The organism is Streptomyces palmae (assembly GCF_004684805.1).
In the GTDB taxonomy this organism is placed as follows: Bacteria; Actinomycetota; Actinomycetes; order Streptomycetales; family Streptomycetaceae; genus Streptomyces; species Streptomyces palmae.
Window position 1 is genome coordinate 1 of the sequence record NZ_SRID01000040.1, and the last position, 22,245, is coordinate 22,245.

Consider the following 22,245-nt stretch of genomic DNA (forward strand, 5'->3'; position numbering starts at 1 on the left):
GGGCGGGCCCGGGGGAGCCGGGTCGGCGGTCCGGGCGGAGCGGGGCTGCGCACGGTCCCGGCCCTGGCCGCGGCCCTGCTCGCCTCCACCGTCGCCCTGGCCCCCTCGGCCGACGCCCGCACACCCGATGGGGCCGGGGGGCCCGCCGCATCGGGGCGGATCGACTGGCAGCCGTGTGCCGGCGAGGGGCTCGACGACCGGCAGGAGTGCGCCACGATCCGGGTGCCGCTCGACTACCGCGCACCGCGCGGCGAGCAGATCGACCTGGCCATATCCCGGATCCGCAGCGAGCGGCCGGAGGCACGGCGCGGCACCCTGCTGCTGATCCCGGGCGGGCCGGGCAACTCCGGTGTCGACGGGCCCTCCACCACCGGCCAGAAGCTGCCCCAGTCGGTGCGCGAGGCCTATGACATCGTGGGCTTCGACCCGCGCGGCCTGGGCCGCTCCTCACCGATCAGCTGCGATCTTTCCCATGACGACCTGGCCCTGACCACGCTGCACCCCTGGCCCGACGCCGAGGGCAGTATCGACCGCAACGCGATCACCGGCCGCAGACTGGCCGAGCAGTGCGCGCGCAACGCCGGCCCGGTGCTGGGCAGCATCAGCACCCGCAACGAGGCCCGGGACATCGACCGCATACGGCAGGCGCTGGGGGAGCGGAGGCTGTCCGCCTGGGGTGTGTCCTACGGGACCTACGCGGGCGCGGTGTACGCCCAGATGTTCCCGGACCGCACCGACCGCTGGGTGCTGGACAGCAATGACGACCCGGACCCGGAGAGGGTGGCGCGCGGCTGGCTGGCCAACTACGCGGTCGGCGTGGAGGACGCCTTCCCGGTCTTCGCGGCCTGGGCAGCCGATCCGGCGAACCCGGACCGGCTCGCCGAGGACCCGGCTCAGGTGCGGCCGATGTTCCTGGAGCTCGCCGCCCGGCTGGACCGGCAGCCGATCCCCTGGCCCGGTGCCAACCCCGCCGAGCTCAACGGCAATGTGCTGCGCGAGACCCTGCTCTCCAGCCTCTCCTCCACGTCCCGCTTCCCGGCCCTGGCCCAGCTGATACGCGCCGCTCGGGACGGGGCGCCGCTGCCGGCCGCCAGTACCCCGCCGGACGAGGCCATGCAGTCGAGTGTCGCCGTGTCCGCGGCCACCATCTGCAATGACGTCAGCTGGCCGGCCTCCCTGTCCGACTACCAGAAGGCCGTCACGGCCAGCCGCGGCAGCCATCCGCTGACCGCCGGTATGCCGGTGGGTCTCATGCCCTGCCCCTTCTGGGAGCAGCCGCGGGAGAAGCCGGTGCGCATCACCGACCGCGGTCCCTCCAACATCCTGCTGATCCAGAACCGCCGCGATCCCGTCACCCCGCTCTCCGGCGCTCGCAAGATGCGCCAGGCGCTCGGCGACCGGGCCCGCATGGTCATCGTGGACTCCGTGGGCCACGACGTGTACAGGGCCAATGGCAACGCCTGCGGAGACCGCGCGGTCACCGACTTCCTGATAACCGGCAAGCGGCCCAGCGGCGACCTGGAGTGCCCGGCGGAGTAGAGCGATCTGCTAGCACAATGCATGCACTGCGACCAATCTGATGGCATGGGCACTCTCTATGTACGTGACTTGTCCGAGAAAGCGCTCACCGAGCTGAAGACAAGGGCCGCACGCAACGGCCACTCACTGAGGCCCACACCAACGCCCTGCTGGAGGCAGAGGCGGCCACGCCCACGCTCGAGGACGCTCTCGCCCGTATTCGGGAGCGAGTGTCCGCTCAGCTGACCACGGACGATGTGCTGGGGGGACAACCGCGGACGAGGCGCCTGACGGACCCCGGGAGGGGTGGGGGGCGTGGGTCGCGGGTGAGAAACGACAGTGCCCCCGCCTCCTCCGCCGGGGTGGCGGTGGGGACGGGGGCCTGTCATCGCGTCAGGGCGCTCCTGGTCAGAGGCGCTCGGGGGTGCGGATGCCCAGGAGGGCCATGCCCTGGTGGAGGGTGCGGGCGGTGAGCTCGCACAGGAAGAGGCGGTTCTGGACCATCTCCGGGGTCTCGGCCTTCAGAACCGGGCACTGGTCGTAGAAGGTCGTGTACAGCGAGGCCAGCTGGTAGAGGTAGGCGGCCAGCTTGTGCGGGGCGTGGTCGGACGCGGCGTCCGCCAGGGTCTCGGCGAACTGGTCCACGTGCAGGCCGAGCGCCCGCTCGGCCGGGGCCAGGGACAGCTCCGGGTGGGCCTGCGGGGCCAGGTCACCCGCCTTGCGCAGAATGGAGCGGATCCGGGCGTAGGCGTACTGGAGGTAGACCGAGGTGTCGCCGTTGAGCGAGACCATCTGGTCCAGGTCGAACTTGTAGTCGCGGCTGGCCGAGGTGGACAGGTCGGCGTACTTCACCGCGCCGATACCCACCTGGGCGCCCCGCTCCGCGATCTCCTCCTCGGTCAGCCGGCCCTGGGCGTCCTTCTCGCGCACCACCGCGGTCGCCCGCTCGATGGCCTCGTCGAGCAGGTCCACCAGCCGTACCGTCTCGCCCTCGCGGGTCTTGAACGGCTTGCCGTCCTTGCCGAGGACGGTGCCGAAGGCCAGCTGCACCGCGTGCACCTGGTCGTTCAGCCAGCCGATCCGGCGGGCGGTCTCGAAGACCATCTTGAAGTGCAGCGACTGGCGGGCGTCCACCACGTACAGCAGGGTGTCGGCGCCCAGGTTCCGCACCCGGTCGCGGATCGCGGACAGGTCGGTGGCGGCGTAGCCGAAGCCGCCGTCGGACTTCTGGACGATCAGCGGCACCGGGTTGCCGTCCGGGCCCTTGATGTCGTCGAAGAACACGCACAGCGCGCCCTCGGAGCGGACCGCGACCCCGGACTCCTCCAGCAGCCGGCAGGTCTCGGCGAGCATGTCGTTGTAACCGGACTCGCCGACCACGTCGGGGTCGCGGATCTCCATGTCCAGCTTCTCGAAGACCGAGTAGAAGTAGATCTTCGACTCGTCCACGAACTTCTTCCACAGGGCCAGGGTCTGCTCGTCCCCGGCCTGGAGGTCGACCACCCGCCGACGGGCGCGCTCCTTGAACTCCGCGTCGGCGTCGAACATCGCCCGGGCCGCCTTGTAGAGGCGGTTGAGGTTGGACATCGCCTCTTCGCCGGAGTCGGCGTGCTTGTGGTCCAGCTCGTGCGGGTGCTCCATCAGGTACTGGATGAGCATGCCGAACTGGGTGCCCCAGTCGCCGATGTGGTGGCGCCGGATCACCTTCTCGCCCGAGAACTCCAGGATCTTGACGACCGCGTCGCCGATCACGGCCGAGCGCAGATGGCCGACGTGCATCTCCTTGGCCACGTTCGGCTGGGCGTAGTCGATCACGGTGACGCCCGGCTTCTCGGCCGTCGGAACGCCCAGCCGCTCGTCCTCGGCTCGGGCCGCCAGCGTCTGGATGATCGCCCGGTCGGCGATGGTGATGTTGAGGAAGCCGGGGCCGGAGACCTCGATCTCCGAGATCACCTCACCGGCCGGCAGCTGCTCGACCACCTTGCCGGCCAGCTCCCGCGGGTTGCCCTTGAGCTTCTTCGCCAGCGCCAGCATGCCGTTGGCCTGGAAGTCCGCCCGGTCGCTTCGTCGCAGCAGCGGGTCCGCGGAACCGGCCTCCGGCAGGGCAGCCGAAAGGGCGTCCGCGACGCGCTGGTGGACCAAAGCGGCAAGGGAAGGGACCGAGGCCATGGGATGGGTGCCATTCCTTTAGGGGTGCGAAGGGTCGGTCAAGTATCCCATGGCGGGTGGCGCCGTTTCGCTGGATGAACCCGTCGGCACCCGCTCGGGCCCATGGGACCCGGCGGCCGGCGCCCCCGCCGCCCGCCCGGCCCGACCGCGCGCCGACCCCGGCCCCAACGGCGCCCGCCAGGTGAAAACGGTCGGCACCGGTTCCCGTCCCTCTGGTAGACCTGCCGCACTCGGCGGACCGGGTCCGTCTGGGAGAATGGTCGACGCCATGACCGCTAGGAAGGAAGTGCCGAACGTGGCTCAGAGCACCGAGACCGACTGGGTCTCCCGTTTCGCGGACGAGGTCATTGCCGAGGCGGAGCGTCGCGCCCCCGGCAAACCGATCGTCTGCGCCTCGGGCCTCAGCCCGTCCGGCCCGATCCACCTGGGCAACCTGCGTGAGGTCATGACCCCGCACCTGGTGGCGGACGAGATCCGGCGCCGCGGCCACGAGGTCCGGCACCTGATCTCCTGGGACGACTACGACCGCTACCGCAAGGTGCCGGCCGGCGTCGAGGGCATCGACGGGTCCTGGGCCGAGCACATCGGCAAGCCGCTGACCTCGGTCCCGGCCCCGGCCGGCTCCGCGTACCCCAACTGGGCCGAGCACTTCAAGGCCGCGATGGTGTCCGCGCTGGAGGAGCTGGGCGTCGAGTTCGACGGGATCAGCCAGACCGCGCAGTACACCAGCGGTGTGTACCGCGAGCAGATCCTCCACGCGATGAAGCACCGCGGGAAGATCGATGCGATCCTCGACCAGTACCGCACCAAGGACAAGGCCACCGGCGCGCCCAAGGGCAAGCAGCAGCCCAAGGGCAAGCTGGACGAGGCCGACGCGGCGGCCGCCGAGGCCGCGGCCGAGGGCTCCGGTGCGGCCGGCGAGGACGACGGCAGCGCGGGCGGCGCCGGGTACTACCCGTACAAGCCGTACTGCGAGGTCTGCGAGCGGGACCTGACCACCGTCACCGCCTACGACGACGACACCACCGAGCTGTCCTACACCTGTGTGTGCGGGCACTCCGAGACGGTGCGGCTGGCCGAGTTCAACCGCGGCAAGCTGGTGTGGAAGGTCGACTGGCCGATGCGCTGGGCCTTCGAGGGCGTGGTCTTCGAGCCCTCCGGCGTGGACCACTCCTCGCCCGGCTCCTCCTTCGTGGTCGGCGGCCAGATCGTCCGCGAGGTCTTCGGCGGCGAGCAGCCCATCGGCCCGATGTACGCCTTCGTCGGCATCAGCGGCATGGCCAAGATGTCCAGCTCCAAGGGCGGGGTGCCGACCCCGGCCGACGCGCTGGAGATCATGGAGGCCCCGCTGCTGCGCTGGCTGTACGCGCGCCGCAGGCCCAACCAGTCCTTCAAGATCGCGTTCGACCAGGAGATCCAGCGGCTGTACGACGAGTGGGACTCGCTGGAGCGCAAGGTGGCCGAGGGCACGGCGCAGCCCGCGGACAGCGCCGCCCACAGCCGTGCCATCCGCACCGCCTCCGGTGAGCTGACGCGCACCCCGCGCCCGCTCCCGTACCGCACGCTGGCCTCGGTCGTGGACATCACCACCGGCCACGACGAGCAGACCCTGCGCATCCTCGGCGACCTCGACCCGGCCAACCCGGTGGGCTCCCTGGCGGAGGTCCGGCCCCGGCTGGACAAGGCCGAGCGCTGGATCACCACCCAGGTGCCGGCCGAGCAGCGCACCCGGGTGCGCGAGGAGCCGGACACCGAGCTGCTGGGCTCGCTCGGGGAGACCGAGCGGGAGTCGCTGCGGCTGCTGCTGGACGGGCTGGACGAGCACTGGTCGCTGGAGGGCCTGACCACCCTGGTCTACGGCGTTCCGAAGATCCAGGCCGGGCTGGCGGCGGACGCCAAGCCGACGCCGGAGCTGAAGGTCGCCCAGCGCACCTTCTTCGCGCTCCTCTACCACCTGCTGGTGGGTCGGGACACCGGCCCGCGGCTGCCCACGCTGCTGCTGGCGGTCGGCGCCGACCGGGTCCGGCGGCTGCTCGGCGCCTGAGCCGCCCGAGTGGCGGGCACGGCCGTGCCCGCCACTCGGAGGGTGTACGGCAGCGGCCCCGGGAATCCGCGGAGGATTCCCGGGGCCGCTGCCATGAGGTCGCACCACCGGCAGGCCGCGCCATCGACGGCGTCACCGACCGGCAGGCAGCCCGTCCGGCGGGGGCTACGCCTCCGGCGGGTGCTCGGCCTGGTACCGGTCCCGGCATTCGGCCAGGTGGCGCTGGACGTCCGCGTCGCCGAGCTCGGTGAGCCCGTACTCCTGCCGCAGCAGCCGGCCGAACTGGAAGGCCGAGGGGAAGCGGTTGCGGTCGGCGAGGAAGGTGCGGAACGCGCCGTAGCAGAGTTCGTCCAGCGGTACGTCCTCGGGCACCGCGGTCCGCGGGTTCCCGGCCGTCCGGCGCGGGTCGGCACCCGCGGCCTGCTGGACCGGGTCCGTATCGGCGGCAGCGCCTCCCGCGGGTGCCTCGCCCGTTTCCGAGGTGCCCTGCTCTGCCGGGGCGGCGTCGTACTGCCGCCACTGCTGGGCGGCGTAGGGCATCGCGCCGCCGACGCCCTGACCGCCGAGGTCACGCACCCGGTTGGGGCCCACCGGCACGGTCACCTGGGAACCGGCGGTCCCCTGCGCCGTGCCCCGCGCGGTGTCCTGCGCCGCTGACACGGCACCCGGATCCGCCGCCATGGTCTGAGCCGACGCCGTGTCCGGAGCCCCGGCCTCTCCCGGACCGGCCGGGTGCCCGGCGGCGGCAGGGGCGTACCCGGCCGCCGACCGGCCGTCGTGGTCGGCGGCGGGCCGGCCCTCGGCCGTGCGGGCCTCCTGGTATCCCGTCCCCTGGTACCCCGCCGCCTGGAGTTCGGCCCCCTGGTACTCCGCGCCCTGATGGGCCGTCCCCTGGTACCCGGCCGGCTGGTACTCGGCCCCCTGGTACTCCGAGGACTGGTAGACCGGCAGCGGTACGGACATCGGCAGCGGCTGCGCCGCGGCCGGCGCGGCGCCGGCACCGGCACCGGTCGTGGCCGCGGGGCCCTGCGCGGTGGGGGCGGTGGCGAGGAAGCCGGCGGCGGCAGCCGCGTCGGTGGCCCCGGCGGGGAGTGCGGCCCGGGCCGACGGCGGCTGGATGCCCGCGGCGGCCAGCCCCTCGTCCGCGGTCTCCGCCAACGGCACCCCGAACCGCGCCAGCCGCAACGGCATCAGCGATTCCACCGGGGCCTTGCGCCGCCAGGCCCGGCCGTAGCGGGCCCGCAGCCGGGCGCGGTAGACCAGCCGGTCCTGCTCGATCTTGATGACCTCGTCGTAGGAGCGCAGTTCCCACAGCTTCATCCGGCGCCACAGCCGGAAGGTGGGCACCGGAGCGAGCAGCCAGCGGGCGATCCGCACCGACTCCATGTGCCGGTCCGCGGTGATGTCGGCGATCCGGCCGACCGCGTGCCGGGCGGCCTCCACCGACACCACGAAGAGCACCGGGATGACCGCGTGCATGCCGACGCCGAGAGGATCCGGCCAGGCCGCCGCGCCGTTGAAGGCGATGGTGGCGGCGGTCAGCAGCCAGGCGGTCTGCCGCAGCAGCGGGAAGGGGATCCGGATCCAGGTCAGCAGCAGGTCCAGGGCGAGCAGGACGACGATGCCGGCGTCCACACCGATCGGGAAGACATTGGCGAAGGCGCCGAAGCCCTTGTCCTGGGCGAGGTCGCGGACCGCGGCGTAGGAGCCGGCGAAACCGATGGCCGCGATGACCACCGCACCGGCGACGACCACCCCGATGAGTATCCGGTGCGTACGTGTCAGTTGCATCGCGGCCACCCGCGATCCCCTCCCCCGCCGTCGGCAATCGAGCCCGCCAAGCGTCGCATACATGCCAGAAGCGGGGGGTGAAGGGGCCGGGGAGGGCGGCGCGGCCGGGTCCCGGGCGCGCCGCCCCGTCTGCCGGTCGGTGCCGGCGGCAGGTCAGTGCTTGGGGGAGCTGCCCTTGCCGCTCGACGTGTCGCCGGACTTGGAGTCGGCGTCACCGGACTTGGAGTCGGCGTCACCGGTCTTGGAGCCGCCGCCCGTCGTGGAGTCGGACTGGCCGGAGGAGGAACCGCTGCCGTCGTCCTTGCCCTCGCCGGTCTTCGCGATCGACTCGGCGACCTCCTTGGCCGCGTCCTCCGCCTGGTCCAGGAGCTTGGCGGCGTCCGGGGTCTTGGCGTCCTCGTAGCCCGCGCCGTCGTACTCGACGGTGATCACGACATTGGCGGTGCGCACCACCACGGTCTGGTTGCGGAAGTCGACGCCGTCCTTCTTCGACTTGGTGCGGACGGTGACCGCGGAGTCGGCGATGGCTCCCTCGCCGGTCTGGCTGTCCTTGGCGCCGTCCGCCACCCGCGCCTTGTCGGCCTGGTCGGCGGCGTACTTCTTGGCGCGGTCGTCGCCGGAGCCCAGGGCCGGGTCGGAGTCGAAGCGCTTGAGGGAGAGCGTCAGCGAGCGGTACTGGTAGCCGTCGAGTCCGGCCCACAGGCAGCTGGCGGCCTCGTTGATGTCGGCCGCCGGCAGTGCCTTGCCCTTCTTGTGGTCGGTGCCCGGCACCAGCTTCTCGACGGTCTTGGCCGAGAGGCTGTCGCACACCGGGGGCAGGGCGCCGAACTTCGCCGCGGCGACCGTCGGGGTGGAGCCGGTGGCCGGGGTGGCGGCCTTCTTCCCCTCGTCGGAGGAACCGGAACCGGAGTCCGAGCCGGAGTCCGAACCGCCGCAGCCCGCGGCGAGGAACATGACCGGTACGGCGGCGCAGGCGAGAATACGGGCGAGTCGCGGAGCTGTTCGGTGCATGGTCCTTCGCTTCGGTCGGGTCGCGGGGCGGTGGTCCCGCCCTCGTGGCTACAGAGCACGGTACGCGGCCGGTGCGGGCGGCTGTTCGGTCTCCAGGGGTGTCCCAGGGTGCCCGACGGGCTCACTCGTCGATGGCTCCGGTCAGCTCCTGGGCCAGATCCTCGGCGTTCACCTGGAGTTGCTCGCTCGGCGGGATGTGGGTTTTGTCACTCGACCACTGGTCGTACTCGATGGTCACGATCACGTTCGAGGACCGGAAGACCACGGTGATGTCGCGGTGCACCCCGGAGTCGGTGGTCACCAACCGATCGTCCAGGAACCCGTTGTCGGCCAGGTCGTCCAGGGAGCGCGGGGCGGTGATGTCGTACGTCCCGGAATCCGTGTCCGGGGTGCCGGAGGGGTCCGCCGGGTCGGTGCCGGGGCCCTCGGAGGGGGTGCCGCCCTGGTCGCCGTTCGGGCCCTTGCCGTTCCCGTCCGGGATGGCGCTCTCCTCGGCACCGGACCCCTGACCGTGCTTGCCCGGCTCGTCCGGGGTGCCGGTGGGGGAGGCCGGGGGGCCGCTGCTCTCGGTGGAGGGACGCAGTTCGGACGCGCCGGGCACGTGCGCCGCGACCGCCTTCTTCGCGTACCGCTCCAGCGCCCGGTCGTCGTCGCTGACCGCCGGGTCGTAGGAGACCACCCGCTGGAAGTCCAGCGTCAGGTGCCGACTGCCCGCCGGGGTCTCCAGCTTCCAGCGGCAACCCACCCGGCGGTCGGTGTCGAAGGTGACGGTGGGCTGGCCCGCGTAGATCGCGTCCGCGGAGTCCTCGTCCTGCGACTCGGCGACCGGCAGCAGATCGTGGAGGGTCTTGCGGTCCACGGCGCCGCACGCCTCGGGCAGGGTCCGGTACTTTCCGGGTTCGGCGGTCACCGACTGCCCGGGGCTGGCCGCCTTGCCGTCCTGGACGGACGGGGGCGTGCCCTCGGTGGTGCAGCCGCTGATGGCGGCGGCCATCACGGCCAGCACCGCGGCGAGTGGTGCGGCACCCGGTAGGTGCGCTGTGCGCTGCGCTGGCTGCACGGTCCGGGGCTCCCTTCGAGAGAAAACGGCTTGCCGCCGCGCTAGGGCGGGTGAAGACAATGTCTACCGCACGCACTACCGCATCTGCCGGTCTGCTGTCGCGATGAGGGCGGGAAGCCCGGCTTTTGCTATTTCTCACTTTTGCGGGGGTATGAGTTAGTCATGACGTACACCGAGATACCCGGTGCCCGGGTTCCGATCCGTATGTGGGCCGACCCCGCCACGGTGGAGGGTGTCGCCATGCAACAGCTGCGCAATGTGGCCACCCTGCCGTGGATCAAGGGTCTGGCCGTGATGCCGGACGTGCACTACGGCAAGGGCGCCACCGTCGGTTCGGTGATCGCGATGCACGGGGCGGTCTGCCCGGCGGCGGTCGGGGTGGACATCGGCTGCGGAATGTCCGCGGTGAAGACCTCGCTGACCGCGGAGGACCTGCCGGCCGACCTGTCGCGGCTGCGGTCCAAGATCGAGCAGGCCATTCCGGTGGGCCGGGGCATGCACGACGACCCGGTGGACCCGAGTCGGCTGCACGCCTTCCCGACCAGCGGCTGGAACGACTTCTGGGGGCGCTTCGGCGGCATCGCCGAGGAGGTCCGGTTCCGCCGCGACCGGGCCACCAAGCAGATGGGCACCCTGGGCTCCGGAAACCACTTCATCGAGTTCTGCCTGGACGAGACCGGCGCGGTCTGGCTGATGCTGCACTCCGGCTCCCGCAACATCGGCAAGGAACTGGCCGATTACCACATCGGCCAGGCGCAGCGGCTCCCGCACAACCAGGGGCTGATCGATCGCGACCTCGCCGTCTTCGTGGCGGACACCCCGCAGATGGCGGCCTACCGCAACGACCTGTTCTGGGCGCAGGAGTACGCCAAGTACAACCGCTCCATCATGATGAGCCTGTTCCAGGACGTGGTGCGCCGGGAGTTCGCCAAGGCCCGGCCCACCTTCGAGCCGGTGATCTCCTGCCACCACAACTACGTGGCCGAGGAGCGGTACGAGGGCATGGACCTGCTGGTCACCCGGAAGGGCGCGATCCGGGCGGGCGCCGGCGAGTACGGGATCATCCCGGGCTCCATGGGCACCGGCTCGTACATCGTGCGCGGTCTGGGGAACGAGGCCTCCTTCAACTCGGCCTCGCACGGCGCCGGCCGCAAGATGAGCCGGAACCAGGCCAAGAAGCGGTTCACCGCCGAGGACCTGGTGGAGCAGACCCGCGGGGTGGAGTGCCGGAAGGACTTCGGCGTGGTCGACGAGATCCCGGGCGCCTACAAGCCGATCGAGAAGGTCATCGACCAGCAGCGCGACCTGGTCGCGGTGGTCGCCAAGCTCAAGCAGATCGTCTGTGTGAAGGGCTGAGGCGCGGGACCGCACGTGACGAGCCCGCGCCGCTGATCGGCCTCCGAGCGAGCAAGAAGAAGGGGCTGCGTCGACCTGGACACCGAATCGCCGCACGTCCTGGTCTGCTCCGTCAGCGGTGGCGGGACCACGACCATCCTGCGCACCCTCACCGCTCAGCTCCTGCACCACGGGACCAAGGCGCCGATGACGTCGAAGTGGTCGACGGCGACAGCATCCTCAAAGAGCGCGCAGGCCCCGGTCGGCGAAGGTGATCAGCCACTCGAAGCTCTCGTCGATGTCGGCGCTCCACTGGAAGGCGTTGGCCGCCTGCAACGTGGCAAAGCCGTGGCAGAGGCTGCGGAGCATGCGCAGGGCGTGGTCCACGTCGGAATCTGCGATCTCGTAGCCGCGCAGGACCGCCGTGAACGCGCCGAGCAGCCGCTGACCCGCGGTGGCCAGTGGATCGTCCGGGCCGGACGGTTCCACGCCGATCGTCGCGGCGTACCGGCCGGGGTGCTCCAGGACGAAGGCGCGGAAGGCGCGGGCCGCGGCCGCCAGGGCGTCGGGGCCCGCGTACCCCTGGACCGCGCCACCGACGGCGTCGGCGGCCTCGTTCAACGCCAGGACCGCGATGCGCCGGTTGAGGTCTTCCTGGCTGCTCACGTGCTTGTACAGGGAGGGGGCGCGCACGCCCACCCGTTTGGCCAGCGAGCCCATCGTCAGGTTGGCGAGGCCGACCTCGTCGGCGAGGGCGGCGCCGGCCGCGACCACGGCCGTCGGTTCCAGGCCGGCCCTAGGCACGAGCGGGGGCCGATCGGAGGAAGGCGAGCATGAGTGAAACCACCTCGTCGGGGAACTGGTCGTGCGGGTAGTGTCCGGCGCCCTCGATCATCTCAAGGCGGCCGAGGCCGGACGGCAGGGCGTCAACGATCGCCGAACCCTCGGCGTGCGGGTCGGCCCAGTCGGGGTCGAGCGTGCCCATCACGACCAGAACCGGGCAGCGGACGTTGCCGAGTTGTGCGCCGGCGTCGGTCGGGGCGCTGCGGCCCATGCCCTGCATGGCCTTCATCCGGCCCGGCTCGCGCAGCAGGGAGTCGATGCGGTCGAGCCGCTCGGCCCAGTCGGCCGGCTTCACGCCGGGGTAGGCCACGTCGAGATACGAGCGCCAGAGCGGCACGCTGCCGAACACGCCCGCGCCGAGCAGCCGCAGGATGCCCCGCCGGAAGCGCTTCACCCGCAGGTCGCCGAGGCGCATCGACTGCTTGCGGGTGAACGGCGCCAACTCGACGACCGCGGTGATCAGCGAGGGCTCCTGCGCCGCGGCGATGGTGGCGGCGCCGCCGGAGATCGAGTGGCCGACGAGCACGGCCGGGCCGCCCAGGTGCCGGATGACGGCGAGCAGGTCGCCGGCGATGGCAGTGCGGCTCCAGGCCGGCCAGCCGACGCTGGACTCGCCGCAGCCGCGCAGATCGACCGTGGCGACCCGATGGCCCGCCGCCACCAGCGCCGGGACCACAGCACGGTACGCGGCGCGGCTGTCGCCCATGCCGTGCGCGAGAACGATCAGCGGGCCGGACCCCGCCACCTCGTAAGCGATCGTGCCGCCATCGACGGCAAGGTACTCGGTCATGACATCCCTCGGATCTGGCTAACGTTGTTAGCTATAAGCTAATGTCATTAGCCAACCCTGTCAATGACGACCCCCGGCACGGCCAGGAGAAAGGACGAAGCGCCGCGTCATAGGTCCGTCCGTACCGGGATGGAAGAGGAGGCGCCGAGGTCACCACCACGTGGCCGAGGAGCGGTACGAGGGCATGGACCTGCTGGTCACCCGGAAGGGCGCGATCCGGGCGGGCGCCGGCGAGTACGGGATCATCCCGGGCTCCATGGGCACCGGCTCGTACATCGTGCGCGGTCTGGGGAACGAGGCCTCCTTCGACTCGGCCTCGCACGGCGCCGGCCGCAAGATGAGTCGGAGGCAGGCCAAGAAGCGGTTCACCGCCGAGGACCTGGTGGAGCAGACCCGCGGGGTGGAGTGCCGGAAGGACTTCGGCGTGGTCGACGAGATCCCGGGCGCCTACAAGCCGATCGAGAAGGTCATCGACCAGCAGCGCGACCTGGTCGCGGTGGTCGCCAAGCTCAAGCAGACCGTCTGCGTGAAGGGCTGACGCCCGGCAGCCGCACATGGTCCGGCCACCGGCCCATGTGCGGCTTCGCCGTCCCCGGCCGCGACGACTCCGCCCGCAGTCCTGGCCGCCGCCGGGGGAACGGAGTCGTGAGTCGAGCGGTTCGGCTGTGTGGACGGGGGCGCCCGCCTGGAGGCGGCGGAGGTCCTTGGAAGGGCAGGCCCCCGCCAGGGGTCCGCGTTCGGGTCAGGACTCGCGGTGGACCTTCTGGTTGGAGGCCTGGGCTCGGGGGCGTACGACCAGGAGGTCCACGTTGACGTGGGCGGGGCGGGTCACCGCCCAGGTGATGGTGTCGGCGATGTCCTCGGCCAGCAGCGGCTCGGCCACCCCCTGGTAGACCGCGGCGGCCTTCGTCTCGTCGCCCCGGAACCGGGTCCTCGCGAACTCCTCGGTCTTCACCATGCCCGGCGCGATCTCGATCACCCGGACCGGGGTGCCGCAGAGCTCCAGCCGCAGCGTCTCGGCGAGGACGTGGGCGCCGTGCTTGGCGGCCACATAACCGCCGCCGCCCTCGTAGGTGGCCAGGGCGGCGGTGGAGGAGAGAACGAGCACGGTGCCGTCGCCGGAGGCGGTCAGCGAGGGCAGCAGCGCCTGCGTCACATGGAGGGTGCCCAGCACATTGGTCTCGTACATGGTGCGCCAGTCGGCCGGGTCGGCGGTGGCCACCGGGTCCGCGCCCAGCGCGCCGCCGGCGTTGTTGATCAGTACGTGCACCGGGCCCTGCTGACCCAACTCGGCGGCGAAGGCGTCCACCGCCGCCCGGTCGGTGACGTCCAGCGGGTAGGCCACCGCCTGGTGCCCGGCGTCGGCCAACTCGGTGGCCAGCGCCGTGATGCGGTCCGCGCGGCGTGCGGTGAGCACCACCCGGAAGCCGGCCGCGGCGAGTTGCCGGGCGGTGGCCGCCCCGATGCCGCTGCTCGCACCGGTGATGACTGCGGTCCGGATGGTCATGGAGTCCTCCTGCTGGCGTTGGTGCGGGTACTGCCGGTGATGCCTGCGGTGCCGAAGGTGCCGGTGGTGCCGGTGGTGCCGGTGGTCACCGCGCGAGGCGTTTCCGCAGGCAGGATAAGCCGCCCGCACGTCCGGCCGGCCGGGGCCGCGGTGCCTGGTGGGCGAGGCGCCGCCCCGGTGCGGCCGGACGCGTCGCGCTGTCAGAGGTCGAACTCGTGCGGCGGGATGTCCAGCGCGAAGCAGGCCTCGCGGACCACGGCGCGCTCGCTGTCGTCGAAGTAGCCGTCGGCGCCGCCGATGACGATGCCGATCTGGAGGACGGCGCGGGCCTCGATGGGCTTCTTCTTGGTCTTGCCGATCACCTGCATCAGGCCGACCTTGCCGAACTCGAAGTCCGTGGTGAGCTTGCCGACGTTCTCCTCGAAGCGGCGGCGCAGGTCGTCGGCGGGGAAGTTCTGCAGCACCTCGTTGGTGGCGATCAACTGGGCCACGCGCTGCCGCTCGGACGGGTCCACCGAGCCGTCGGCGGCGGCGACCAGGGCACACATCGCCATGCTCGCGTCCCGGAACGCCCCGCTCTTCAGCTCGTTCTTCTTCTGCATGAGCTGGGTCTGCATGGTCTGGGCGGAGTCCTTGAACCGGTCCCACAGAGCCATTCGTTTCTCCTTCTCGGTTGTGCTGGATGGGCGGTGCCGAGTTGAAATCTACAGGCTTGTAGAAGTCGGTGGCGGGCTGGGGCTCGATGGACCGCGCCGCCGTCCCCGCTGTGTGGTCACCGCATTTTGGACAAGTTTTGTTGTCTGGTGGGGGGTGGTCCGTTACGTTCCTTTTCGATCTTGGCAATGCGATCTCGGGGGAACCGTTGTCCACATCCGTACCCAAGCCTGCCCGCGCACGCGGTGCCGGCAGCGCGCTCGGCTGGGCGCTCACCATCGTCTGCAACGTGGTCGCGCCGATCGTGACCTACAACCAGCTGACCGACGCCGGGTGGAGCGAGTTCACGGCGCTGCTGGTCAGCGGGCTCTGGCCGCTGCTGGACATTGCTGTGCACCTGGTGTGGCGGCGCACCGTCGACGAGTTCGCCATGATCTCGCTGGCCTTCCTGGTGCTGACCGGACTGGTCACCCTGGTCGGCCCGCACTCCGCCCGGCTGATGCTGGTCAAGGACTCCGCCGTCACCGGCCTGTTCGGGCTGCTCTGCCTGGCCACGCTGGCCGCCCCGCGCCCGCTGATGTTCTACTTCGGCCGGAAGTTCGCCACCGACGGCAGCCCGGAGAGCCACGCCTGGTGGAACGGCATGTGGCAGTTCGAGGGCTTCCGCACCACCATGCGCACCATCACCGTCGCCTGGGGGGTGGGCTACCTGGTCGAGGCGGGGGTCCGCATCGGCCTGTCCTACGCGCTCAGCACCGGTGCCATGGTCACCGTCAACTCGGTGCTCTCCTACGGGGTGATGGGCCTGCTCGTCGTCTGGACCATCTGGTACTCCAAGCGCGCCCAGGCCCGGGGCCAGGCCCGCGCGGCGGCGGCCGAGGCCGAGGCGCTTCAGGCGGCCACTGAGAACCAGCCACTTTCCGGCACTCCGGAACGTGCCTGACCCGGCGGAAAAGGCCCCCGTACGGGTACCACTCCGCCCCGCACCACCACCATCGAGCCGCCGCCGGTCGCCCACCGGGAGCCGCGAGCCGGGAGGGCGACCCTCGGCCGGCAGGCAGGGTTCCGACGGCGGCGGTCCCACCGCGGAACGGCCGGGGCGGCGGCAACGCCGCGGGCGGCTGCCCCGGCGGGATGACGCGGTACGACCTGCCCGAGCGGAAGCCGGAGGAACTGCCCTGGCTGGTCAAGGCCGACGAGTACCTGCAGGGCCGCGCCTGCCGGGGCGAGCGGGAGATCTCGCCGCGCCCCGGCAGCAACGATCAGGCCCCGGTGAACGAGGCGCTCTCGCTGACCCTGCTGGACGGGACGGGCCTGAAGAACGAGCGGTACGCCTTCACCGCGGTCAAGGTCGACCGGCGTCGGAGGTCACGGCCTTACCCCGCGCCGTGCCGACGCGGCCCCCGTCCGGGGAGCCGTCCGCGGCACCGGTGCGTGCGCAGCTGTCCGGTGGCCGGAACCCCAGGTCAGGGCCACACCAGGCAGTACGCCTGGTGTCCCGCCTCGTGGAGGCGGTGGGAGAAGTCCTGCCACTCGTGGAGCAGTCGGTAGACGGTGAAGGCGTCCCGGGGGCCGCCGCGGTCGGGGACGGTGGACCAGATGAAGGCGGCGGCACCCACCGCCTCCTCGCCGACGCCGCGGAGCGGGTTGATGACCGTCATGGGGAGCTTGACCACGGCGTAGTCCGGGTGCAGCACCACCAGCTCCAGCGGCGGCACCTTGTGCAGGGGGACGCCCTCGATGCCGGTGAGCACCATGGCGGCCACCGTCTCCGGCTTGATCTTGGTGAACATGCCGCCCATGCCCAGCTCGTCCCCGCCGAGCTCCTCCGGACGCATCGAGATGGGGACCCGCGCCGCGGTGGCGCCGTCGGGCGCACCGAAGTACTTGTAGGTGACCCCCATGCGGCCGGCCCTGCTTCCCCTTGTCGGATTGCCCGCGTCCTCCCGCCGATGGCGACCATGGCGTCTGGGCCGGGCGCGCTCGGGACCCCGGTCGTCGGTCCCCTCACCCAGTTCGCCACCGCGATGCATATCTCCACCCGACTGCTTTTCTAGGAGGCGCGGCCAAGTCGCGCAACCCGATCATCGTGTCTGAGACCTCCCCCACGTACGGGCGGCGAAACGCCCGGACGCACGTCCCGCCCGGCCTCTGAGACCATGGCTTGCGTGAGCAATCCCTATCCGTACGCAGCACCAGTTTCGCAGACGCTCTTCGACCGCGCGGCCATCGTGACGCCCGGCGGCGTGAACTCTCCCGTGCGCGCGTTCCGCGCTGTGGGTGGTACGCCCCGTTTCATGGTGTCCGGTACCGGTCCGTACCTTACCGACGCCGACGGCAGGGAGTACGTCGACCTCGTGTGTTCCTGGGGGCCGATGATCCTCGGGCACGCGCACCCCGAGGTGATCGCGGCGGTCCAGGCCGCGGTGGCCCGCGGCACCTCCTTCGGCACCCCGGGGGAGGGCGAGGTCGAGCTCGCCGAGGAGATCACCTCCCGGGTCGCGCCGGTCGAGCAGGTCCGGCTGGTGTCCTCGGGCACCGAGGCGACCATGTCGGCGATCCGGCTGGCCCGCGGCTACACCGGCCGGGCCAAGGTGATCAAGTTCGCCGGCTGCTACCACGGCCATGTGGACGCCCTGCTGGCCGCGGCCGGCTCCGGAGTGGCGACCTTCGCGCTGCCGGACACCGCCGGGGTGACCGGGGCGCAGGCCGGGGACACGGTCGTCCTGCCCTACAACGACCTGGACGCGGTGCGCGCCGCGTTCGCCGCGCACCCGGGCGAGATCGCCTGTGTGATCACCGAGGCCTCGCCCGGCAACATGGGCGTGGTGCCGCCGCGCGAGGGCTTCAACGCGGGGCTCAAGCAGCTGTGCCAGGAGAACGGCGCGCTGTACATCTCCGACGAGGTCATGACCGGTTTCCGGGTCTCCCGGGCCGGCTGGTACGGCCTGGACGGGGTCGTCCCGGACCTGATGACCTTCGGCAAGGTGATGGGCGGCGGCTTCCCGGCCGCGGCGTTCGGCGGCCGGGCGGACGTGATGGCGCACCTGGCGCCGGCCGGCCCGGTCTACCAGGCGGGCACGCTCTCCGGGAACCCGATCGCCACCGCGGCCGGCGTGGCCCAGCTGCGGCTGCTGGACGAGGCGGCGTACGCGACGGTGGACGCCGTCTCCGCGCGGATCCAGGCCCTGGTCACCGAGGCGCTGGCCAAGGAGGGCGTGGCGCATCGGCTGCAGAGCGCGGGCAACATGTTCTCGGTGTTCTTCACCGAGGACGAGGTGCGCGACTACGAGGACGCCAAGCGGCAGGAGAGCTTCCGCTTCACCGCCTTCTTCCACTCGATGCTGTCGCAGGGTGTCTACCTGCCGCCGTCCGCCTTCGAGTCCTGGTTCGTCTCCACGACCCATGACGAGCGGGCGCTGGAGCGCATCGCCGCCGCACTGCCCGGGGCCGCGCGGGCCGCCGCCGAGGCCACTGGATGATGGGTGACATGACCAAGACCGACAGCGAGATCACCGTCGTCCATCTGATGCGGCACGGTGAGGTGGACAACCCCGAGGGCGTGCTCTACGGGCGGCTGCCCGGCTACCACCTCTCCGAGCTGGGCCGGAAGATGGCCGACCAGGTGGCCGAGCACCTGGCCGGGCGGGACATCAAGCACGTGGTGGCCTCCCCGCTGGAGCGGGCCCAGGAGACCGGCCGGCCGATAGCGGCCGCGCACGGCCTGGAGGTGGCCTCCGACGAGCGCCTGATAGAGGCGGGCAACATCTTCCAGGGCAAGACCTTCGGGGTCGGCGACGGCGCGCTGAAGCGGCCGGCGAACTGGAAGTACCTCACCAATCCCTTCCGCCCGTCCTGGGGTGAGCCCTACATCGACCAGGTGGTGCGGATGATGGCGGCCCTCGGCGCGGCGCGCGACGCCGCCCGTGGGCACGAGGCGGTGTGCGTCAGCCACCAGCTGCCGATCTGGATCGTGCGCAGCTATGTGGAGCGGCGCCGGCTGTGGCACGACCCGCGCAAGCGGCAGTGCACCCTGGCCAGCCTGACCAGCTTCACCTACCGGGGCGACCGGATCGTCTCGGTCGGCTACAGCGAGCCGGCCCGCGACCTGGTGCCCCGGCACCTGCTGGCCGGAGCCCAGCCGCGGTGGGGCAAGGGTGCCATCAAGGGAGCCTCCAAGGGCTTCGGCGCCTGACGGCCTCCGGCCCGGGCCACCTCGGGGTGACCGTCCCCAGGCGATCAGGCTCGGGACGACCGCCCCCCCGGGCGAGCCGTCTGAGGGCGACCGCCCCGAGTCGACCCGGCTAGGGGCACCGCCCCGAGTCGACCCGGCTTGGGGCACTGCCCCGAGATGGTCGCCCCCCGGGTGATCCGGCTCAGGGCGGCCCCCGGCGGGGGCGTCGCCCCGAGGCGGCGCGCCCGTGGAAGCCGCTCCGGGGGCGATGCCGCGCGACTGCCGCCGGGCCCCTGCCCGAGGCAGCCCGGCCTGCGGCCGACCCGGCTCGGGGTGACCCCCGCCGGGTCGTCACCGCCCCGGAGGTGGCTCGCCCCGGGGCCCCGCCCGCCGTGGCGGAGAGGCCCCGCGGGACCTCTCCGGCCGCTCGTGCCGCATAACCACCGGAGGTCACCGCCGCGGCGGCTCGCCCGCAGGAACGTCTCCGGGGAGCCGGGCCGCCCGTCTCCGGACCACCCTCTCCTCGTGGTCGCGCTCCGCGGCCATCCCGCAGTCGTCACCCCTCGCATTTCGGCCACCGCGTGGCTGATTAATCCGATCATCGGAAGAGTTCTGGTTGCACCGGAACCCCAGCTGTCACTTCACCCTCTTCTCTTGCGTCTGTTTATGGGACTTCAGGCGATACGGGTGGACGGGGCGGATATGCGGGTTATGGGCCGACGAGGGCTGCTGGGGCTTGGCGCGGGAGCGGCGGCGGCACTGTCCGTCGCCGCCTGCTCCTCCTCGACCTCGAAGGGGCTGCCCCGGCTGCCGAGAGGCGAGGAGGGCACCCCCACCCAGCAGGCCCGTCCGATCGGCGACGGCTCGACCGCCCACTCCGGGCGGCAACCGCACCAGCCGCCCGCTCCGGAGAAGCTGGCCCCCGGCCAGAAGCCCCCGCAGTTCGTGGTCTTCTCCTGGGACGGGGCGGGCGAGGTCGGCAACGGGCTCTTCCCGCGCTTCCGCAAGCTGGCGCGCGAGCACAACGCCTCGATGACCTTCTTCCTCTCCGGCCTCTATGTGCTGCCGGAGTCCAAGAAGCGGCTCTACCGGCCGCCGAACAACCCGGTCGGCGCCTCCGACATCGGCTACCTCACCGACGAGCACATCCGGATGACCCTGCAGAACGTGCGTGCCGCCTGGCTGGAGGGCCATGAGATCGGCACCCACTTCAACGGCCACTTCTGCGGCGGTACCGGATCGGTCGCGCACTGGACCCCGGCCCAGTGGCGGTCCGAGATCGACCAGGCGGTGTCCTTCGTCACCCAGTGGCGCACCAACACCGGCTTCACCGACCTGGACCCGCTGCCCTTCGACTACCGCAAGGAACTGGTGGGCGGGCGCACCCCCTGCCTGCTCGGCCAGGAGAACCTGCTGCCCGTCGCCCGCGAGCTGGGCTGGCGCTACGACGCGAGCTCGCCCGGCGGCCGCCAGGTCTGGCCCACCAAGAAGAACGGCATATGGGACTTCCCGCTCCAGCAGATACCGTTCCCGGGTCACTCCTTCGAGGTGCTCTCGATGGACTACAACATCCTGGCCAACCAGTCCCGCAACTCCACCAACGCCCCGCCCGCCAACCACCCCCGCTGGCGCAAGCAGGCCGCCGACGCCTATATCGGCGGATTCCGGCGGGCGTACGAGACCAACCGCGCGCCCTTCTTCATCGGCAACCACTTCGAGCAGTGGAACGGCGGCATCTACATGGACGCCGTCGAGGAGGCGCTCCGGTACATCGCGGACGAGAAGCACCGGGATGTCCGGCTGGTCTCCTTTCGGCAGTTGACCGACTGGCTGGACGCCCAAGATCCCCAAGTCCTCGCTGAGCTGGGAACTCTTGGGGTGGGTGAGGCGTTGAGAGGACGCGGCTGAATCGCGCGCAGGGGGGTGCGGAAGATCCCTAAACCGCACATGCGAAACTTTTCACATGAGTGCCTGCCGCGCCCCTCGGCGCCTCGCGACCCGCCGTCGCGCAACCGTGCTGGCCACCGGGGCCGCGGTTGCCGCGCTGACCCTGACCGCCTGTGGTGCGGGCGCCTCCGGCGGTTCGTCCGACACCAAGTTCGTCCAGGGCAAGGGCGGCGTGGACACCGTCCGCAAGGGCGACCGGATCCCCGCGCCGGAGCTGTCCGGCGAGACCGTCGACGGTGCCAAGCTCGATGTGAGCAGCTTCAAGGGCAAGATCGTCGTCCTTAACTTCTGGGGCTCGTGGTGCGCGCCCTGCATCGCCGAGGCCGACAACTTCGTCAAGGTCGCCAAGGACACCAAGGACAAGGGCGTGCAGTTCGTGGGGATCAACACCCGCGACGCCGACCCGGCCAACGCCAGGAAGTTCGAGAAGGACCGCGGCGTCCCCTACCCGAGCCTGTACGACCCGATCGGCCGGCTCACCCTGCGCTTCCCCAAGGGCAGCCTCAACCCCCAGGCCATCCCCACCACGATCGTCCTCGACCGGGACGGCAAGATCGCCGCCCGCGCGCTGCGGCCGCTGAGCGAAGAGGCGCTGCGGGACATGGTCGAGCCGCTGATCGCGGAGAAGAAGTGACGCCGTGATCACTCTGGCCAGCGAGACCATCAACGACACGGTGTTCAGCGGGGCGCTGCTGCTCGCCGTCCCGGTCGCCATCTTCGGTGGCCTGGTCTCCTTCTTCTCGCCCTGCGTGCTGCCCCTGGTGCCCGGCTACATGTCGTACGTCACCGGGGTGGCCGGCAGCGACCTGGCCGAGGCCAAGCGCGGCCGGATGCTCGCCGGGGCCTCGCTCTTCGTCGTCGGGTTCAGCGCGGTCTTCGTCTCCCAGGGCGCGCTCTTCGGCTACGCCGGCCAGGACCTGCTGGAGTACCGGCAGACCGTCTCCAAGGTGCTCGGCGTCGTCACCATCGTGGTGGGCCTGCTCTTCATGGGCCTGCTCAGCAGGTTCGGGCAGCGGGAGTTCCGCTTCCACATCAAACCGACCATGGGCCTGGTGGGCGCGCCGATACTCGGCGCGCTCTTCGGCGTCGGCTGGACCCCCTGCCTGGGCCCCACCCTCACCGCCGTCAACACGCTGGCCTTCAACCAGGCGAGTGCCTGGCGCGGCTCGCTGCTGGCCGTCGCCTACTGTCTGGGACTGGGCCTGCCGTTCATCGCCGTCGCCCTCGCCTACCGGCGGGCGCTCGGCGCGTTCGGCTGGGTCAAGCGCCACTACGCGTGGGTGATGCGGATCGGCGGCGGCATGCTGGTGGTGCTCGGTGTGCTGCTGCTCACCGGGGCCTGGGACCGCATGATCGCCGACATGCAGCAGTGGACCAACACCTTCAACGTGGGGATCTGATC

Annotated in this window: 19 protein-coding genes and 1 pseudogene; 11 read left to right on the forward strand and 9 right to left on the reverse strand. The window is 71.5% G+C overall.

Annotated elements, in window-relative coordinates; translation table 11 throughout:
* The first annotated feature begins 45 nt into the window (after positions 1–45).
* Both E4099_RS06995 and E4099_RS35150 read left to right on the forward strand, forming a co-directional pair.
* Positions 46–1,539 carry an alpha/beta hydrolase gene (locus E4099_RS06995; protein ID WP_135338088.1) on the forward strand — a complete coding sequence of 498 codons (1,494 nt, stop codon included), beginning with the start codon at positions 46–48 and terminating at the stop codon, positions 1,537–1,539.
* A gap of 45 nt (positions 1,540–1,584) precedes the next feature.
* Positions 1,585–1,764, forward strand: a complete 180-nt coding sequence (locus E4099_RS35150) for a FitA-like ribbon-helix-helix domain-containing protein (RefSeq protein ID WP_425348250.1) — start codon at positions 1,585–1,587, stop codon at positions 1,762–1,764.
* 162 nt (positions 1,765–1,926) lie between these two features.
* Here the strand turns inward: E4099_RS35150 and argS are convergent, their stop codons facing one another.
* A complete protein-coding gene (gene argS / locus E4099_RS07000) occupies positions 1,927–3,687 on the reverse strand; it encodes an arginine--tRNA ligase (RefSeq protein WP_135338068.1) in 1,761 nt (586 codons plus the stop codon).
* A 268-nt stretch (positions 3,688–3,955) separates the two neighbouring features.
* Here argS and lysS point away from each other — a divergent pair, with 268 nt between their 5' ends.
* Positions 3,956–5,731: a lysine--tRNA ligase gene (gene lysS, locus E4099_RS07005; protein WP_135338069.1), complete on the forward strand. Its 1,776-nt coding sequence runs from the start codon at positions 3,956–3,958 to the stop codon at positions 5,729–5,731.
* Between the two features lie 165 nt (positions 5,732–5,896).
* On the opposite strand, the gene E4099_RS07010 is transcribed toward lysS, so the two are convergent.
* From E4099_RS07010 to E4099_RS07020, 3 genes are all read right to left on the reverse strand, one after another.
* Positions 5,897–7,522: a DUF2637 domain-containing protein gene (locus tag E4099_RS07010; RefSeq protein WP_386389846.1), complete on the reverse strand. Its 1,626-nt coding sequence runs from the start codon at positions 7,520–7,522 to the stop codon at positions 5,897–5,899.
* 153 nt (positions 7,523–7,675) lie between these two features.
* Entirely contained in the window at positions 7,676–8,533 is an 858-nt protein-coding gene (locus E4099_RS07015) for a hypothetical protein (protein ID WP_135338071.1), read from the reverse strand.
* Between the two features lie 121 nt (positions 8,534–8,654).
* A complete protein-coding gene (locus tag E4099_RS07020; RefSeq protein ID WP_135338072.1) occupies positions 8,655–9,593 on the reverse strand; it encodes a DUF3558 domain-containing protein in 939 nt (312 codons plus the stop codon).
* A 162-nt stretch (positions 9,594–9,755) separates the two neighbouring features.
* Here E4099_RS07020 and E4099_RS07025 point away from each other — a divergent pair, with 162 nt between their 5' ends.
* Positions 9,756–10,949, forward strand: coding sequence for an RtcB family protein (locus tag E4099_RS07025; protein WP_135338073.1), 1,194 nt, complete (start codon positions 9,756–9,758; stop codon positions 10,947–10,949).
* Positions 10,950–11,168: 219 nt separating this feature from the next.
* Here the strand turns inward: E4099_RS07025 and E4099_RS07035 are convergent, their stop codons facing one another.
* Entirely contained in the window at positions 11,169–11,702 is a 534-nt protein-coding gene (locus E4099_RS07035; RefSeq protein WP_135338089.1) for a TetR/AcrR family transcriptional regulator, read from the reverse strand.
* 22 nt (positions 11,703–11,724) lie between these two features.
* A complete protein-coding gene (locus E4099_RS07040; protein WP_135338074.1) occupies positions 11,725–12,561 on the reverse strand; it encodes an alpha/beta fold hydrolase in 837 nt (278 codons plus the stop codon).
* A 151-nt stretch (positions 12,562–12,712) separates the two neighbouring features.
* Between E4099_RS07040 and E4099_RS07045 the strand changes: the two are divergent.
* A pseudogene (locus tag E4099_RS07045) lies at positions 12,713–13,099 on the forward strand (RtcB family protein); the annotation flags it as partial.
* A 204-nt stretch (positions 13,100–13,303) separates the two neighbouring features.
* Here the strand turns inward: E4099_RS07045 and E4099_RS07050 are convergent.
* Positions 13,304–14,068: an SDR family NAD(P)-dependent oxidoreductase gene (locus E4099_RS07050; protein WP_135338075.1), complete on the reverse strand. Its 765-nt coding sequence runs from the start codon at positions 14,066–14,068 to the stop codon at positions 13,304–13,306.
* A 200-nt stretch (positions 14,069–14,268) separates the two neighbouring features.
* Positions 14,269–14,724 (reverse strand): tellurite resistance TerB family protein, encoded by a 456-nt coding sequence (locus E4099_RS07055; RefSeq protein WP_135338076.1) that lies wholly within the window; start codon positions 14,722–14,724, stop codon positions 14,269–14,271.
* Between the two features lie 206 nt (positions 14,725–14,930).
* On the opposite strand from E4099_RS07055, the gene E4099_RS07060 reads away from it, so the two are divergent.
* A complete protein-coding gene (locus E4099_RS07060; protein WP_245244648.1) occupies positions 14,931–15,665 on the forward strand; it encodes a VC0807 family protein in 735 nt (244 codons plus the stop codon).
* Positions 15,666–16,188: 523 nt separating this feature from the next.
* On the opposite strand, the gene E4099_RS07065 is transcribed toward E4099_RS07060, so the two are convergent.
* A complete protein-coding gene (locus tag E4099_RS07065) occupies positions 16,189–16,626 on the reverse strand; it encodes a hypothetical protein (RefSeq protein WP_135338077.1) in 438 nt (145 codons plus the stop codon).
* A 255-nt stretch (positions 16,627–16,881) separates the two neighbouring features.
* Here E4099_RS07065 and hemL point away from each other — a divergent pair, with 255 nt between their 5' ends.
* The 5 genes from hemL to E4099_RS07090 all read left to right on the forward strand — a co-directional run bounded on the left by hemL (position 16,882) and on the right by E4099_RS07090 (position 22,243).
* Positions 16,882–18,204 carry a glutamate-1-semialdehyde 2,1-aminomutase gene (gene hemL / locus E4099_RS07070; RefSeq protein ID WP_135338078.1) on the forward strand — a complete coding sequence of 441 codons (1,323 nt, stop codon included), beginning with the start codon at positions 16,882–16,884 and terminating at the stop codon, positions 18,202–18,204.
* An 8-nt stretch (positions 18,205–18,212) separates the two neighbouring features.
* The gene (locus E4099_RS07075; RefSeq protein ID WP_245244649.1) at positions 18,213–18,917 is read left to right on the forward strand and encodes a histidine phosphatase family protein; all 705 of its coding nucleotides are present in this window, start codon (positions 18,213–18,215) and stop codon (positions 18,915–18,917) included.
* A 681-nt stretch (positions 18,918–19,598) separates the two neighbouring features.
* A complete protein-coding gene (locus tag E4099_RS07080; RefSeq protein WP_135338091.1) occupies positions 19,599–20,804 on the forward strand; it encodes a polysaccharide deacetylase family protein in 1,206 nt (401 codons plus the stop codon).
* 55 nt (positions 20,805–20,859) lie between these two features.
* Positions 20,860–21,477, forward strand: a complete 618-nt coding sequence (locus tag E4099_RS07085) for a TlpA family protein disulfide reductase (protein ID WP_135338080.1) — start codon at positions 20,860–20,862, stop codon at positions 21,475–21,477.
* Positions 21,478–21,481: 4 nt separating this feature from the next.
* Positions 21,482–22,243: a cytochrome c biogenesis CcdA family protein gene (locus tag E4099_RS07090; RefSeq protein ID WP_135338081.1), complete on the forward strand. Its 762-nt coding sequence runs from the start codon at positions 21,482–21,484 to the stop codon at positions 22,241–22,243.
* The last annotated feature ends 2 nt before the right edge of the window (positions 22,244–22,245 follow it).